Annotated in this window: 16 protein-coding genes; 6 read left to right on the forward strand and 10 right to left on the reverse strand. The window is 36.4% G+C overall.

Features of this window, described 5'->3' with window-relative positions; translation table 11 throughout:
• Positions 1-86: 86 nt before the first annotated feature.
• Complete coding sequence (gene lepB, locus K2F45_RS06480; protein WP_248933195.1) at positions 87-992, reverse strand: signal peptidase I; 906 nt, start codon at positions 990-992, stop codon at positions 87-89.
• Between the two features lie 423 nt (positions 993-1415).
• Between lepB and K2F45_RS06485 the strand changes: the two genes are divergently transcribed.
• Positions 1416-1802, forward strand: coding sequence for a hypothetical protein (locus K2F45_RS06485; protein ID WP_075991453.1), 387 nt, complete (start codon positions 1416-1418; stop codon positions 1800-1802).
• 398 nt (positions 1803-2200) lie between these two features.
• Here the strand turns inward: K2F45_RS06485 and K2F45_RS06490 are convergent, their stop codons facing one another.
• Positions 2201-2893: a hypothetical protein gene (locus tag K2F45_RS06490; protein ID WP_248933196.1), complete on the reverse strand. Its 693-nt coding sequence runs from the start codon at positions 2891-2893 to the stop codon at positions 2201-2203.
• Between the two features lie 242 nt (positions 2894-3135).
• Positions 3136-3642, reverse strand: a complete 507-nt coding sequence (locus tag K2F45_RS06495) for a YfbM family protein (protein WP_075991455.1) — start codon at positions 3640-3642, stop codon at positions 3136-3138.
• Between the two features lie 493 nt (positions 3643-4135).
• On the opposite strand from K2F45_RS06495, the gene K2F45_RS06500 reads away from it, so the two are divergent.
• Positions 4136-4888: a carboxypeptidase-like regulatory domain-containing protein gene (locus K2F45_RS06500; protein WP_075991457.1), complete on the forward strand. Its 753-nt coding sequence runs from the start codon at positions 4136-4138 to the stop codon at positions 4886-4888.
• A 48-nt stretch (positions 4889-4936) separates the two neighbouring features.
• Here the strand turns inward: K2F45_RS06500 and K2F45_RS06505 are convergent, their stop codons facing one another.
• Positions 4937-5545: a hypothetical protein gene (locus K2F45_RS06505; protein ID WP_075991458.1), complete on the reverse strand. Its 609-nt coding sequence runs from the start codon at positions 5543-5545 to the stop codon at positions 4937-4939.
• A gap of 353 nt (positions 5546-5898) precedes the next feature.
• Here K2F45_RS06505 and K2F45_RS06510 point away from each other — a divergent pair, with 353 nt between their 5' ends.
• On the forward strand, positions 5899-6285 hold the full coding sequence (locus K2F45_RS06510) for a hypothetical protein (protein ID WP_075991459.1): 387 nt from the start codon (positions 5899-5901) through the stop codon (positions 6283-6285).
• Positions 6286-6390: 105 nt separating this feature from the next.
• Here the strand turns inward: K2F45_RS06510 and K2F45_RS06515 are convergent, their stop codons facing one another.
• Entirely contained in the window at positions 6391-7623 is a 1233-nt protein-coding gene (locus tag K2F45_RS06515) for a hypothetical protein (protein ID WP_075991460.1), read from the reverse strand.
• 833 nt (positions 7624-8456) lie between these two features.
• Between K2F45_RS06515 and K2F45_RS06520 the strand changes: the two genes are divergently transcribed.
• Complete coding sequence (locus tag K2F45_RS06520; protein ID WP_075991461.1) at positions 8457-8753, forward strand: hypothetical protein; 297 nt, start codon at positions 8457-8459, stop codon at positions 8751-8753.
• Between the two features lie 534 nt (positions 8754-9287).
• On the opposite strand, the gene K2F45_RS06525 is transcribed toward K2F45_RS06520, so the two are convergent.
• Both K2F45_RS06525 and K2F45_RS06530 read right to left on the reverse strand, forming a co-directional pair.
• Complete coding sequence (locus tag K2F45_RS06525; protein ID WP_075994672.1) at positions 9288-10238, reverse strand: hypothetical protein; 951 nt, start codon at positions 10236-10238, stop codon at positions 9288-9290.
• Between the two features lie 104 nt (positions 10239-10342).
• Positions 10343-11203: a hypothetical protein gene (locus tag K2F45_RS06530; protein WP_083663514.1), complete on the reverse strand. Its 861-nt coding sequence runs from the start codon at positions 11201-11203 to the stop codon at positions 10343-10345.
• Between the two features lie 360 nt (positions 11204-11563).
• On the opposite strand from K2F45_RS06530, the gene K2F45_RS06535 reads away from it, so the two are divergent.
• Positions 11564-12010, forward strand: coding sequence for a nuclear transport factor 2 family protein (locus tag K2F45_RS06535; protein WP_075991463.1), 447 nt, complete (start codon positions 11564-11566; stop codon positions 12008-12010).
• A gap of 454 nt (positions 12011-12464) precedes the next feature.
• On the opposite strand, the gene K2F45_RS06540 is transcribed toward K2F45_RS06535, so the two are convergent.
• The 3 genes from K2F45_RS06540 to K2F45_RS06550 all read right to left on the reverse strand — a co-directional run bounded on the left by K2F45_RS06540 (position 12465) and on the right by K2F45_RS06550 (position 15284).
• Positions 12465-13379, reverse strand: coding sequence for a hypothetical protein (locus K2F45_RS06540; protein ID WP_248933197.1), 915 nt, complete (start codon positions 13377-13379; stop codon positions 12465-12467).
• Positions 13380-13430: 51 nt separating this feature from the next.
• Complete coding sequence (locus K2F45_RS06545) at positions 13431-14288, reverse strand: helix-turn-helix domain-containing protein (RefSeq protein ID WP_075991464.1); 858 nt, start codon at positions 14286-14288, stop codon at positions 13431-13433.
• A gap of 90 nt (positions 14289-14378) precedes the next feature.
• Complete coding sequence (locus tag K2F45_RS06550; RefSeq protein ID WP_075991465.1) at positions 14379-15284, reverse strand: alpha/beta fold hydrolase; 906 nt, start codon at positions 15282-15284, stop codon at positions 14379-14381.
• Between the two features lie 578 nt (positions 15285-15862).
• On the opposite strand from K2F45_RS06550, the gene K2F45_RS06555 reads away from it, so the two are divergent.
• On the forward strand, positions 15863-16213 hold the full coding sequence (locus K2F45_RS06555; protein WP_248933198.1) for a DUF3024 domain-containing protein: 351 nt from the start codon (positions 15863-15865) through the stop codon (positions 16211-16213).
• Position 16214: the final 1 nt, after the last annotated feature.

Genomic DNA, 16214 nt, shown 5'->3' on the forward strand with positions numbered 1-16214 from the left:
GGGAGATGTGGCTTTTCTAATTTTGAAACCAGACAATCAGGTATACTCGGGCTCTTCTAATTATATATCTGTGGCGTGCTTCCCTGTCAGAATTTTATATTTATTCTTTTGAACCCAGTCTTACCCCAATAACTGTATTTAATCTGTCCTGTAATTTGATTCTTAGCGATGCAACCTATATATCTGCTGTCAAGCGCATGATCTCTGCTATCGCCCAATACAAAAATACTATCTGTCGGAACAACGAAATCATTCATATTCATCATACCATCATCAAACTCTTCTTTACTTTTATAGATGCGATGACTGTGTCCATTTGGAAATGTCTCTTCCAATTCAGAAAAGTTTATACCTTCTATATTTCTGTCTGCAATAAATTTGGATTTACTTAGCTTGTTATTTATCGATACAATATTGTCTTTAAGTGAGATCGTGTCTTTTGGCAGACCAACTATACGATACATGAATAACTGACCATCTTCTTTCGTAAACGTAACCAGATCTCCAATTTTAGGTGTGTTTTTTTCGTAGGCTTTTGTATCTGTTATAATCCAGTCGCCTTCCAGAATCGTTGGGTTATTGGCTGTTGTTTGAGCAATGTAAGATTGTATGCCTATCATTTTTTTTATATCAAACACTAAGGTCGTTGTAGAGATAAAGATGGCGATCAATACGTAGTTATACCATTTGTTGTAAGGTTTGAGGATGTAAAATTTTTGTCTTTTTGCATTTATTATAGCATCCACTACCATAAATAAAAGGAATGAAATGGCAATCGTCAAAAAAATGACCATTCCGGCAAAGGAGGTTGCCCAACGGGTAACAGCAAAAATTACAGGAATTAAATAACTTAGGGCGAAATAAAGAATGCCTTTCTTTATCTGTCCATTATAGACCTGCCCTAGGCCAGGAAAAACTAAAGAAAATACAGCTGCCTTAAAAGCATTTCTTGGATGTGACTGAGGTACATCAATTGTCGTTAGATCTTCCATAAAAGAATAATAGGTATAATATAATTATTAGGTGGTGATTGACTGCCTGCGTATAGGAAGCCTTTCCCTGCATTAAAATTAGTCATTTATTTTTTGAACGTGGCTGGCTATTCTAAAAACTTTATCAGGTATTCTGTGCCGGATTCGTGCTATACGTTCACCTCCGCATTCCAGCCACTCATCGAGTTTTCCTGATTGTTGGTCTAAAGCCAGTAGGCTAGGGGCGTATTGTGTTATAGTTTTGAGTCAACAAATAAGAACTAATAACTAACACAATAAATAAAGACATTATGAACCATCATGAGTGTATTCAAAAAGCACTCATGATAGCTTTATCATCAAATAAAAAACAAATAATTTCGATAAAAAACTTTAGTAAAAACATTCGCAGCAGCAGCTTTAATAGCAATATCAACATTCACTATGGCAGCTGAAGGACCTGGAGCAAGAGCAACAAAGGCAAACGTTAAACTTTCCACAGCAGACTTGGCACTCGATCACTATGTTGCGGTAACGACTGAGGGCGAATCAGTAGGAGTAGAGCAGTTATTCGCAGAAGATTTCAATCAAAAGATCCAAGCTTCCAATGCACAGTCTAACAGCCGTAGTGCCGTAGTTAAACTATTGAAAAAGCAAAAAGGGGAGAAGCTGAACTGTACAGTTAGCACTGATATTTTAGAAGAATCTGCAGACTATATGGTCGCTAAAGTAACGTTGAAATTTGAGAACTTCACCAAAACAGATTTAGTTACCTTGGAGCGTGCGGGTAATGACTGGAAAGTATCCAAATCGATTAATTGGTATAAATAGGAGCGATTTCAAATAAATATTAATGCTGTAGAGCCAGGTCGGGAGATGTGGCTTTTTTACGTCAAAAGGGCCTGATTCTCATCAGACCCTTTCTCTTAGCGTTAATTTGTACAGTAATCTTTATGTTTCTTATCGTTTCCTCTTTTTTGTTTCGTCATCCAATGTTTTTAAAGACTATTGGATTTTTACTGTACGACGCCAATTTTTATGTTGAACCTTTCATTTGAAAGGTAGCTTGTAGCCGTTTTGTATTGTAAGAACAATAGCCAATTTGAAATAGTTTTATCAAAGTGATTTTTTTTATAAATTGTGTTGGCTTATTTAAACTGTATGAACATCTTGGTTATTCTAATGTCATTCTTTTTCCCTCATATTCCGCAAGCTAACGCTTATAATGACTAGCGGGTTCCTATCGCTGACAGATTGTCGATTGTACGTTGAATAAAAGCATCAGACGCTAAATTTTTAACCGTATTCTTATTGAGTATACCATTCTGTTCTTTTAAGATATATTCACTAGCTTTAAACCACTGCATCGGTATTCCATCTATTTCTTTGTCTGGTAAATAAGAATAAATGAAATTCAGTTTTTCGATGTCGGAGACCAATTTCTTTACTTCATCGGCGTAATTTTTCAGTTGTGACACGCTGAGGCTATCTTCAATCCTTTTTGTCAACAATCGGTCCTCATACAATCTCGATTCGGTGAGCTTGATGACTTCAATAAAAGAAGCGACCGACGAATCATCAAAACCATCCCACCAATAATCACGTAGTTGTTCATTTTCAGTGTCAAAATAAACCCTCCGTTCTTCTGTTGACATTAAGAAGCCTGGTCTTACATAACTTTCTGTTGGAATATCACCCCAAACGGAAGCCCATCGGGTTGTTTTGGAATAATAAAAACATCCAGTAAACTCACTCTCCATATACCTGTCAATTGTTAGTCCTAAGGATAAATAAAAGCCGTTTTCTAGCTTTTTTGAAAAAAAACCTTGTGCGCTAGATATAGAGTCTTTAAAATAGAGGTACCCCAATGTCGCTAAAGGAGCCTTGACTTTAGTGATTAATTTTGCTTTTGTTAACTTCATTTTTTCAAGAATATTTCTCACCTCAAAAACTTCTCAAACAGTTCTCTTTCTTATCTGTACGCTATCAACATAATAGGTGTTCCTTTTGATGTCTTTGAGAGCTGCACTGTAGTCTGGGCATAACCTAACGAAAATAATGATGCGAAAAGGACAGTAAATATTAATTGTTTCATGTTGATTAATTCACATGAGTTGTTGTCAATATAAGTTATTTCTAAGTTTTGAATAAAACCTAATTATTTTTAACTCAAATACATCACCATAGCATCTCCATTCTCCGCAGCTTTTTTATAGAAGATTTTGAGATCATCGAAGTAATCGAGAAGATATTCCAAGGCATTTTCATCATCTTTCCAGATGTCAGGGTAGATACCTTCTTCTATCATCTTATTCGGATTATAGTTTGCTGAAAGCTCTTCCTTTGTAAGATCTTTTATCGCGCTATATATTTCTTTGGTTTGTTCAGCTGTACTATATGTTGCCGGGCCATAACCCATATCTTGATCGGGGTCAATTTCTGTAGGCCCCATAAGTATACCTAAAAGCGGTGCTTCTTCTTCAACTGCTTCTGCCAAGCTTTGTCCAGTAATTAGGAAAAAAATGCCTTCCCAAGCTTTATCTAAATACAGAAAGTTTTCGCTATCAATATTATTTTGTTTGAATGCAATATCTTCTAAACGTCTACTATCTGCGATAAAGTTATTAAGTGTTTCGTTATCTACACGTAGATAGCTTTGTGTCATTCCCATGGTATAATTTAAAGGTTAAAGTGTTTTTCTGATACCCATGTCTTGATATCTCATTTATATGGCCTTTGTTAAATTTTGTATCTCCATAAAAATAATGAACTACGCTATTTAAAACAATACGATAAATTCAATTATTTGAAATTTTCTTGATGGGCGTGTTATTATTCGACGTCTTCCTTTGTATCAGCAACCACTCATAAATCCAGGGCTCAGTTTCATAAAGGTATTGGGTGCCGTGACCTTCACCTGCGATGCGGTGAAAGATCATATTTACATTGCACTTCTTTAGAGATTCGGCTATACGTTCTGTTTCGTGTATGGCGATTTCGTTATCCGTTCCATGATACGTCAGGATAGGGATGTCTTTAAGTGTACAAATCCGAGTGGTGTCGCTATCGTTTACTCCTTCCTCTAAGCGTCGCGCGTTAAAAAGAGTTAATAACATTGCTAGATGTTTGGTTTTATAATATTTTTATTGTAAAACTAATTGAAAGTGAGTGGACTACAGTTGTTGTTGCTATTGCTCTTTATCGCAAACTTATCTTCTGCACAAGATCTGAAAGGCACGATTAAAGATAAGTATTCGGGTGATATTCTTATAGGTGTTTCGATCAAAGTAGCTTCACGCAGCACCTATTCCGATAGCTATGGCAAATTTATATTGCCAGGCATTAAGCTTGGAGATACAATTACCTTTTCTTCAATAGGATATCGCGAGGAAAAATATATAGTTGATAATAGCAATCTTGATAATTTGGTCATATATATGAAGCAAACAACGATATTGTTGGATGAAGTCAAGATCAATTCTTTAGGAAATTATAAGGCTGATTCCTTAAAGTTTCGGGAAGAATTTGCCAAGACCTTCAATTATAGCAAACCCAAATTTAAAGACATTTTCATCAGCAAAAATTATTCTTCAAATGTCCCGAGACACCCTAATCAAGCTAGCAATAGTACCGCCTCGCTGATTAGTGTTGATGTGCTTTCTGTTATTTCTATGTTAGGGAAAAATAGGACCCCTCAATCCAAGCTCCAACAGAAATTGATAAAGGAAGAAGAAGAACAGTATCTTGATAATACCTTTTCGAAGCGTAAGGTTCAAAATTTGACGGGCCTTAAAGGTGATTCTCTACAAACTTTCATGCAGTTGTACCGTCCGAATATTGACGCCGCTAAATACATGTCCGACTATGATATTATCCTGTACATCAAAAAAAGTTACCATGAATATATCGAGCCTTAAACTTCGCCCCATTAAGTCAATTTGTTAGAAGATATGGCACTTATTATTTTAAGATAAATAGAATAGCGCAATAGAAATTCCTAGTGATGCAATTAATGGTACAATGGAAGATTTGGCTCTATACTGTAGATCATTAGGAAACATTTGTTGTCTGATAAAAAATAGACCAGTTGCACCTATGCCCGAGAGGATGAAGTTAACATAAAATATATTCTGGCTCATTTCAGGATAATTATTTCGAATATAATTTATAATAATTAGTTGAATGCCTATATAAATAATACTATAAAAAGTAGTAATAACAGCTCCTTTTATATTTTTTATTTTTATGAAATTTAGCACTTGAAGTACACCACCAAAAAAGACACCAAATATTACGGAAAGCATCCAAATAAGTGTATTTGTATATAGTTCAATAGCGTTTACGTCCTCTGTGAGCCCTTTGTCCCATCCTTTGTCCACTACTTTTTCACTATCGTTTTTTTTGGCAATTAAAGCTTCGATTCGTGCTGTTTCGGAAGGAGTAAAAGTTCGCCCACGTTCCTGTAGAATCTCGTAGGCATATTTTACAGCATCTGAAACAGATCGACTATCTGGTTCTATATATTTTTCGAGTTCTCTATCTGATAGTTTACTAATAACATTTTTATTAACCATATTTTGAGAAGAATTTAAGATTGAATGCTTTATCAGTAAAGATCTAAATTTAATATTATTTTTAAATAAAAACCTACTGCTAACCTTCACCTCACCATTTCCGCCATTTACCGAGTTTTCCGGATTGTTGGTCTAAAGCAAGTAGGCTAGAGGCGTATTGTGTCGTAGTTTTGAGTCAACAAATAAGAACAACAGAACTAACACAATAAAAAAAGACATTATGAACCATCATGAGTGTATTCAAAGGACACTCATGATAGCTTTATCATCAAATAAAAAACAAATAATTTCGAGAAAAAACTTTAGTAAAAACATTCGCAGCAGCAGCTCTAATCGCAGTATCTACTTTCGCTATGGCAACTGAAGGACCTGGAGCAAAAGCAACAAAAGCAAACGTTAACCTTTCCACAGCAGACTTGGCACTCGATCACTATGTTGCGGTAACTACAGAGGGCGAATCAGCAGGAGTAGAGGAGTTATTCGCAGAAGATTTCAATCAAAAGATCCAGGCCTCCAATGCACAGTCTAACAACCGTAGTGCCGTAGTTAAACTATTGAAAAAGCAAAAAGGAGGGAAGCTGAACTGTACAGTAAGCACAGACATTTTAGAAGAATCGGCAGACTATATGGTCGCTAAAGTGACCTTGAAATTTGAGAACTTCACCAAAACAGATTTAGTTACCTTGGAGCGTATGGGTAATGACTGGACAGTGTCCAAATCAATCAATTCGTATAAATAGAACTTTACAACTTGTGGTTTGCCAGTAACAAAAGACAAACCACTAGTGGATCATCTATTTAATTTTAGTTTAGAAGCCAGGTCGTGAAATCTGGCTTTTTGATTGTTATTTACGAACACTTAATCTTTTTGTATTTACAATCTGATCATTTGTGTTTTTAAATTCAAGAATATAGTTGCCAGGCCTTAAATATAGAAATTCCTTTGTGTTTTTGATGAAAAGCTGGTCTGCTGGTATTCGATGTCCTTGTTTTTCGTCTGCATAATAAGCTTGAACAAAAATCCCTTTTTGTCCGTGCGTATCTAGCTGTATTGACTTTGTAAGGTTATTATCTGACAAGTATTCAGGGCGACTATTTGTAGTTAGATAGCGAGGGTAAAAAAGTGAAATATCCACGAAGTCATCATGCCAGGCTGTACCGTCTTTTAAAGCGACGACAGGTTTGCTAAAGCTAAACGAAACAAACTTGTTTACGGTAAGGAATTCGTCCGTTTCAAATTGGGAATAATATCGTTCAATATGTCGAGTTTGTGATATTGTTAAGGGGTCGATATTGGTCATTTCTTTAAAGAACTGAGCCATTTTTTTCCAGTTGGTTCGTGTATTTTCATGGATATGGTCATATCCTGCATACACAAGCAGTTTCGCATCAGGATCAGTTTTTAGCAATTTTGCTAGGTTGACGGCTTGTAATGAGTCGCGCATGCGATTACTATTTGTATTGTTGGCGTCATAATTTATCAATACAAAATTTTGTCGCAATGCTTCCCTGATCATTTCTGCGAAAAGGGGCTCATGGCTATAATAGCCTGTTGTATCTGTAACGGTTCGTGTCGTGTTAATGTTTTGATCAGCAAGGTCTTCAATAGCTAAATATTTAAAACCTAATTTGCGAAACCCATTTAATAATTGAGCTGCAAATGTGCGATGATAGGGAATATTATGAGCTTCGTTGATCATGACTACTTTTTCATTTTTGGCCTTTTTTAGGATGAACTTTCTGGCATCGACAAAGTCGTGCTGCTTATAAAATTTGCTATCATATTTTATTTCATCGTTTTTGAGCGCGTGGACATATTGCTGATCCCAATAAAATCTGGAGCTATCATAGTTGCCGATAAAAGAATGATAGGTAGATTGGAGTTGATAAAAAAGAGATTTCGTTCTTGCATCCATGCTATCCACTGTTAGCTTGTTGAATTCCTGGATAGCTATCTGGTAGTTTTCTGGATGCTTTTTAAAAAGTTGGTCATTGAGATCAAATAATTTTTGCGTTGTGATTTGTCCTGAGACCAAGTCGCTAATTATAAGTAGGAATAGCGTGAAAAATATCTTCATAACTAGTTTTTTAGTTTTATAACTAATATATTAGTTTGAATCCTGCTTTCAAAATTAATCTGTTAGAAATTGGTTTCCACCGCTGAATTTGCCTTCGAACACCATGTTGCGGTAAAGACCGAGGGAGAATCAGCAGGCGTAGCGCATAGTTACCTTGGAGCGCGAAGGTAATGACTGGAAAGTCTCCAAATCGATCAGTTCGTATAAATTAGGAGCCATCCCTTACAAATAGATAAGTTGTGAAGCCATGTCGTGAGGTGTGGCTTTTTCTATTTTATGTTGTTTTCAAGTCTGAGGTAAGTAGAAGACTTCTCTGCAAAATTGGAGGCTGAAATAGTTTAGAAAATTATGTATTATTGCTAGCGTACATATTATGCAAAGTAGTTTTACGATGAGACTAAAATTTCTCCTTGTTATTTTGGGGCCAAGCTTTTTTCTTGCAAAAACAAGAGTTTAACAAATTCCATTTGGAAAAATTGTGGCGATAATAGTGACCTACAGGATATCCTTGTGTTTAATGATACGAGTAATTTCGTACGGAATGATACCATCTATAGCAGGCTGGTTATTGACTCCCCAATCGCTGTGATTAACCGGATTGATAGCTATTATGGCGAAAGAAGGTTATATCTAAATAGGCTTTCTGATCAAAAAACCTATAGGTACTGTGAGCAATAATCGACCATATTAACATGTTTTAATTTATACAACTCAATAATGATCATCAGTATAATGTCGGTTTAAGAGTGAAAAAGACTAAAAATTGGCCGTTCTTATTTATTGTATTTTTATTGGTTTTGGCAATTGTATATTCACGGTTAATTACTCATTCGATGATTATAGGGAAATATTATTTTAAATATCACGAATGTACTGCTATGGGGAATTTACCGAATAGGGATGATATGCTTACTTTGCTTGATGAAAATAAATATAGAAGTTCTTACTGGGGAAATGGGGAATATCGTATAGAATATGAGTTTTTTAGAACAGTATTAGTTTTAAGCAATTCAGGTGGGACTGTCTCAAATGAGCTAGAAATAAAAAAAGTTGGAAATAAGATCAATATTGTTTTGGATGATACCTGTGATTTTTTTTATGAAAAGGCTGATTGGAAGATATCGGATTAAAGAAGATATCGGATTAAATAGGAGAAATTATATTACCATCAAAATCTAGTTAAAGCATATTAAATTAATCTTTTTTTCAATATTTTATTCTTCAGGGAGCTACGTTTTTTATCATGATATCGTTTGTCTTTTTATTTAACAGGCTGGCACGCTCGCTGAAAGAATATGTTAGCTATATGCTATCTTTTCTGATTGCCTATATCTTTTTAATGCTCCTGCTTGGGCAGATAAATGGCGGGGATCTGTTTGTATTTGTTCAGAAGTATCATAATAATAGAGATTTTTGGGCAATGGTTTTCCCTTTTGCTTTTTCCAATATTTGCATGATGATAAAATCGATGCTAAAAAAATGACGAATTATTTTTTGTGAAAAATATTAAGATTTTATGAATCTGGCTTTTTTATGTCTAAAGGACCTGATTCTCATCAGACCCTTTCTCTTAGCGTTTATCTGTACAGTAATTTTTATGTTTCCTATCGTTTCCTCTTTTTTGTTTTGTTATCCAATGTGTGTCAATAGTTGATGAACGATTATCAAACTTTAAATTCTGGCGCAATCATTACTTTTTCCTCTTTCACATTATTCAGGAAACCGCTATACTTTATGGGCAATTTCTTACGATGAAAATAAAAGTAGAAGTCAAATGAACCACCCACGATCCCTTTTCCCGGCACGTATACAAATCTGTCTATACCTCTATCTACCTCCAACTCATGGTCATGCGTATGCCAGTCTGTATAAGTCCAAAATTGATAACCCATTTTACCATTTTTAAACTTGACGACCTTAGATAAATATTCTCTTCGGTCTCTTAGATAATCGAAAGTGGGATAGTCGTAAGGGGTATTGCCGATAGTGTAAACAGGAAATTCTTCATGCGGATATCTCTTTTTAAAAATAGCTTCCATTTCAGTAATTTTAAGGGGCTCTTGCTCAATATTTATTGTTCCAAACATATTTTGAAAAATGGAAGGCCTATTTCTTATCGCAAAAAATTGTATTAGACAGTGTTTGGACGAATAGTATTTGTTGCCAATTTTCCGGATAATTTGATATTCGTCGAAATATTTAGTTTTTGCACCGTATGTTTTATCAAAATCAGCGTATGTATTGGCTCCTAATAGCCTTTTAAGGTATTGGTGGGGTATCGTATCATTTTTGATACTATCCAGATGAATTTCAGTCCAATCACGGTTCCCTTCCAAATCTGGAAGAACGGCAATAAGAATTAGATTAAGGTCTTTTTGCTGGTCCAATTTATTTCGATCTATAGCTATACCATCGATGAACGTCAGTGAAAATAGCTCAACGCTCTTCTTGATACCATACAAGTTATCTGTAGATAATTTGTAATTATCTAAGATACAGCCCTGTGGCTGATCGGCTAATAAGATATATTTGACGTTGGCAGATAAACTGAGCGAAACAATTAATAGTGGCATCAAAAGCCATAATCTGAACCGTTTAATTACATGTTGTTTCATCTTTTCTTTCGCTATGGTTAATAACTCTATTTTTCTCCGCTTCGCTAAAATCATTTAATGAACCGACTTTGGTGAATAGCATTTTTTAATGTGATGAGCGATCATTAAACTTTAAATTCTGGCGCAATCATCACTTTTTCCTCTTTCACATTATTCAGAAAGTCGCTATACTTTATGGGCAATTTCTTACGATAAAAATAAAAGTAGAAGTCAAATGAGCCACCCACGATCCCTTTTCCTGGCACGTATACAAATCTGTCTATACCTCTATCTACCTCCAACTCATGATCATGCGTATGCCAGTTGGTATAGGTCCAAAACTGGTAACCAATTTCGTTATTTTGGAACTTGATGGTTTTTGACAAATATTCTTTCCGATCTCTTAAATAATCAATAGCGCTACTGTAGGAATAAGGTGTGTCGCCGATCGTATATGGTGGAAAGTTAGTGCCGGGGTATATCTTTTTAAAAATAGTTTCCATTTCTGTAATCTTGAGCGGCTCTTGCTCAATATTTATTGTCCCAAACACATGCTGAAAAATGGAGGGCCTATTTCTGACGGCAAAAAATTGAATTAAACAATGTTTAGAGGCAAAGTATTTGTTGCCAATTTTCCGGATAATTTGATATTCGTCAAAATATTTAGTTTTTGGACCATAAGGGTCATCTAAACCTGAAAGAGTATTTATTCGGAATAATCTATTTAATACCGAAGTAGTAATAATGTCGTCTTTAATAGTATCGAGATTAATTTCTTTCCAATCTGCGCTCCCTAGCAAATCGGGGAGGACAGCAATAAGTATTATATTGAGCTGCGTATTGGCATTAATTTTATCTTTACTTATTGAGTCTGGTCCATTATGGAATGTGAGTGTAAATAACTCTACATTCTTTTCTATACCGTATAGTTTTTCTGTTGATAATTTGTATTGATCAATTGAATAGTTCTCCGGCTTATCCGGCATAACAAAATATTTTGGTCGGCTAAATAAACTAACATTGACAAATATAAATGACAATAAAAGTAAGAATCTGAACAGTTTAATTAGACGTTGTTCCATCATTTCCTTCGCTATGGTTAATAACTTTGTTTTTCTCCGCTTCGCTAAAATCAGTTACAACATCGACCTTGGCGAATCGCGTTTTTTAATTGTTGTTAAAAGATAATAAAAATAATTTCACTTTCCTCGCCGTTCCATTCCTGCCATTCACCGAGTTTTCCCAATCGTTGGTCTAAAGCCCGTAGTCTAGGGGCCTATTGTGTCGTAGTTTTGAGTCAACAAATAAGAACAGATAAAAAACTAACACAATAAAATAAAGACATTATGAAAACGCTAGTAAAAACATTCACAGCAGCCGCCCTAATCGCCGTATCAACTTTCGCTATGGCAGCTGAAGGACCTGGAGCCAAAGCAACAAAAACAAACGTTAACCTTTCCACAGCAGATTTCGCTTTAGAACACTATGTTGCGGTAACGACTGAAGGAGAATCAGCAGGTGTAGAGCAGTTATTCGCCGAAGATTTTAATCAAAAGATCCAAGCTACCAATGCGCAGTCTAACAGCCGTAGTGCCGTAGTTAAACTATTGAAAAAGCAAAAAGGAGAGAAACTGAACTGCACAGTTAGCACTGATATTTTAGAAGAATCTGCAGATTATATGGTCGCTAAAGTAACGTTGAAATTTGAGAACTTCACAAAAACGGACTTAGTTACCTTGGAGCGTGTGGCTAATGACTGGAAGGTATCCAAATCAATTAATTCTTATAAGTAGTATTCAATAACTGGTGGTTTACCAATAATAAAAGACAAACCACTAGTGAATCATATGTTTATTAAGGCCACGTCGGGAGATGTGGCTTTTTTACTTCAAAAGGGCCTGATTCTCATCAGATCCTTTCTCTTAGCGTTTATTTGTACAGTAATTTTTATGTTTCCTATCGTTTCCTCTTTTTTGTTTCGTCATCCAATGTTTTTAAAGACTATTGGATTTTCACTGTACGACGCCAATTTTTATGTTGAACCTTTCTTTCGAAAGGTAGCTTGTAGCCGTTTTGTATTATAAGAACAATAGCCAGTTCAAAATAGTTTTATAATTTTTTACTAACTGCAGTTTTAATTCAAAAAGCTTACGCTCTTAGTGAAGTACTGGTTGTACTAGTAAACATTTGAAACATCCTTTGATTATCAACCAGAGCTTACAACTCGCGATTAATCATGAAGGACCGCTAATCATAAAATACCTTCAGCTGCTCCAGCCTCTTTTTTACCAGCTTACTTTTCATCGGTTCAAAACTCATGATTTCTTTGCTGTTCTGTTTTACGGATACCCGAAACGGCTGGTTTAGCTTTGCTGTCAAATGATAGATAGCCACTAGCTCAGCGAGGTCTTCAAACCATGCAGCTGTACTGTAAAGTGACGCGAAGGGTGTTTTTTGAAGCTCTTTGTAAATTTTAGGTGCATCAGAAACCGGCACCTGCTTTCCGCTTAGGAAGCGTGTGGTTGCCAGCAAAGGGCTAATGAACGCTTTCTCGGGCACATTCGCGGCATGCCAGATACCCCGGGTAAATGCTGTAGGTGCCGCAACTGTATCACTTTCGAAGGAGTGAGGTGTAAGAGCCAGCACCGCATCCACTACATGCGTTGCCTCGTGAAGCAATACGTACACCATAGCGTCCAGCTCGCCGGCTTCTATCGTTACCTTCAGTCCGCTGTCTTCAGGAAATGTGTAGTACGAATTCTCCTTCCATGTGGCCCATTGGGAAACAGTTTCATTAATAATCTCTGCACGAAAAGTGATGTTGAATTTTTGGCTTGAATCGGCTGTTTCAACCGGGGATGTAAGTGCCGTATTGGGCATATTATCCATGAAGCTTATACTGTGCAGATGTTGCTTCAGAATTTTACTATGCAGCGGCGACAGCATACTAAAAGCCTTTGCGACCTTGTCTTTTTCTTTTGCTGTCAGTACATGATCCACAGGCTGCATCCCTGCTTCACGAAATTTGTTGAAAACTTCGTCCGGTGCCGGTTGTATTCGTTCTGCCAATGCTGACAAGGACCGGCTTTCTGGACTTTGCGCGCGAAGAGCCATCGGGATAATAAGAGAAAAAAATAAGTAAGTAAAGAATCTGCTTATCATATTGAATTTGTTTTGGAGCAAAAGAGACTGAATTTACAAAAAAGACTGAATTTAATTTATGGCAAGAAATTTTGCCCGGAATGCTGATGGCGTTTCACCTGATTTCTGCACAAATAGCCTGCTGAAGTATGCTGGATCTTCATATCCCAGTTCATAGCCAACCTCTTTTGCCGTCAGATTGGTATGTACCAGCAGCCGTTTTGCTTCTAACAGAATTCTGTTCTTTATCACATCATTTGGCTGTGGCAGATTGAGCCTTTTAAATTTATGGCTAATCGTTTTTGGAGCCATAAACAGCAGTTCGGCATAGTCGGCAACATGGTGCTTTTCCTTATAATGTTCGTCAACCAACAAGGTAAACTTCCTGAAAAACTCCAGGTCGCTGTTCTGTTCAGTAAGTTCTTTATCGAGATTTTGCTTTTTCCACAACCGTGCGGATTTGATGAACAATTGTTTGAGATAGGTACGAAGCATCTCTTCCAGCGAGGTATCGTTCAATCCGAACTCATCCGTAATCTGTCCGAAAATATAGCTAAAGAAAGGAATTTCGCCATTATCCAATTCCACCATCGGCATATTGTAGATGTTACTGAACAGCAATCCGTTACAGGCTACTTCCTCATCGTGTATCTGGATACAATAAAAGTTGCGGTTGTAAAAGATGAAGTGTCCTTCTTCCTTTCCGAGCTTCTTTATATGCAGATGCTGATTGGGGCTTACAAAGAACAGGGAGGGCTGTTTTACGGAATATTCAGCAAGATCAACCTGTAACTCAGTTCCCTTTGAAAGAAGCAGTACTTTTATGTATTGTTTATAACCCGCGCTATTAATGGAGTCAACATTTTCTTCATGCAACGATATAAGTCCTATGGTTTTTAGGTCGTTTCGAAATACTTTTTCACTTGCCATATTGGTAAACTAATGGGGTTAAAAATACTAATCTCAGTTTAAATAGAAACAGGAGAACATAATATTCTTGCTCTCCTGTTTTGCAATTCATCATGATTTTGCAAATTTCTCCAGCTCGGTATTGAATTTTTCCATTTCTTCGACGAACAAAGCATGACCGCTGTTTTCAAAGCGGATAAGCGTTGCATTTTTTATGCCTTTCTGTAATTGTTCGGCCCAAACAAGCGGACAGTTTTTATCATACACTCCCTGAAAGATGGTCACAGGAATATTGATTTTTGAAAGCTGGGGGCGTAGGTCCAAATCGCGGAGTGCGGTGATCGATTCTGTCATGGCATAAGGAGAGGCCTGTAAGTTGATATTCTCCAACCATTTTTCTACGTTTTTAGAGATATTGCCCTCTTTCGCCACGAAGCCTGCACCGAAACTTGCGATCAGATCCTGTCTTTGTGTTTTGGTTGCGTTTATCAATCCTTGTACAGCTGCATCCGGCAATCCGTCAGGAAAACCTTCCCTTTGTTTCCACGATGGTGCTGCCGCTCCAAACAGCGCTAGCTTGCTTATATGGGCGGAGTTATATTTTGTTACATAATGCAGTACTATTGCGCCACCGAGCGAAAATCCTCCAAGCGTAGCATTTTGTATGTCCAGTTTTTCCAGAGCCACTTTTATATCATCGGAAAAAACATCAAAGTCATACTTTCCGTAAGGTTTATCTGATTTTCCAAAACCACGAAGTGTAATTCCAATCACTCTGAATCCTCTGCGGGATAGATATTGGTATTGGTATTCGTACATTTCATCGCTCAATGGCCAACCGTGAATCAATACAATAGGCTTACCTTCGCCAAGGTCGGTTACATGGAGCTTTACTCCCTTTTCTACTTCGATGTATTCTGCTCTTCCGGCAGAAGCTGGTACTCTTTTCCCTTGAGCAAAAATAGAAGTGCTCAATAAAGTCATCACTAAGCTGATTATTGTAATAATTGTTTTCATTTTTTTAATGTTTAAATTGTTTCAAAGTTATGATACAAAGGTATAATCAGCTTGGTTTGAATGGAATGGATAATGGTGGATATGTATTGTACTTTTTTCCCTAATAAAGAATTTGAGGATAATAACCTCGAATCAAAAGTAATGTTGAAATTTGAAGTTTTTACCAAGGCCGATCTCGTGAAACATCTATATATTAAGGTCATGTCGGGCGATCTAGCTTTTTTAGATCATTGTATTTCGATTCGGCGATAATGATAACTTTGAAAATGGTCGCATACTGCAGGAGACCAGATGAAGTAAAGTATGTAATGAAAGGGCTGGTTTAAGTATGGGAATGGTTAAAGAAAACAAGTGTGCCGAAGATTATCAAAGAATTTTAGGGAAACGCTATGCTGATTTTGATCTCATCAATCCATCGTGTAGGGATGAGTTAATCGATAAAATTGTATCGGAGTATCAGCCGTTTGTTTACAAAAAACAACTATAAATAAGCGCAAATAAAAATTTTAGTTCAGCAAAGTGTGTTAGATCATTGGTATGAGATGGAAAAATAAGCCGATAAATTTAAATTTGTAACTATGATGCATAAAAAAGAACTTATTTCAATGATTAAAATTCAGTTGAAAAGCTTTATAGATTCCAAAAGACCGAAAGATGTAGAAGTGCGCAAAAAATTGGATTTTGGTTATTCGTGGGATGGGAAAACGGCTTTACTGTTTGAAATCAGACCACAATGGAATGACTCAACGAATATTGTAGAATTACCGTTTGCAAAGCTTCGCTTTGTGAAAGCAGCTAAAATTTGGAAACTCTATTGGATGCGAGGATCGGGCAAATGGGAGGCTTATGAACCGAAACCCGAGTGTACTAATCTGCAATTATTGTTGGATGAAATCGATCATGATGGATATGGATGTTTTTTCGGATGAT

The organism is Sphingobacterium siyangense, assembly GCF_023277505.1.
Lineage (GTDB): Bacteria > Bacteroidota > Bacteroidia > Sphingobacteriales > Sphingobacteriaceae > Sphingobacterium > Sphingobacterium siyangense.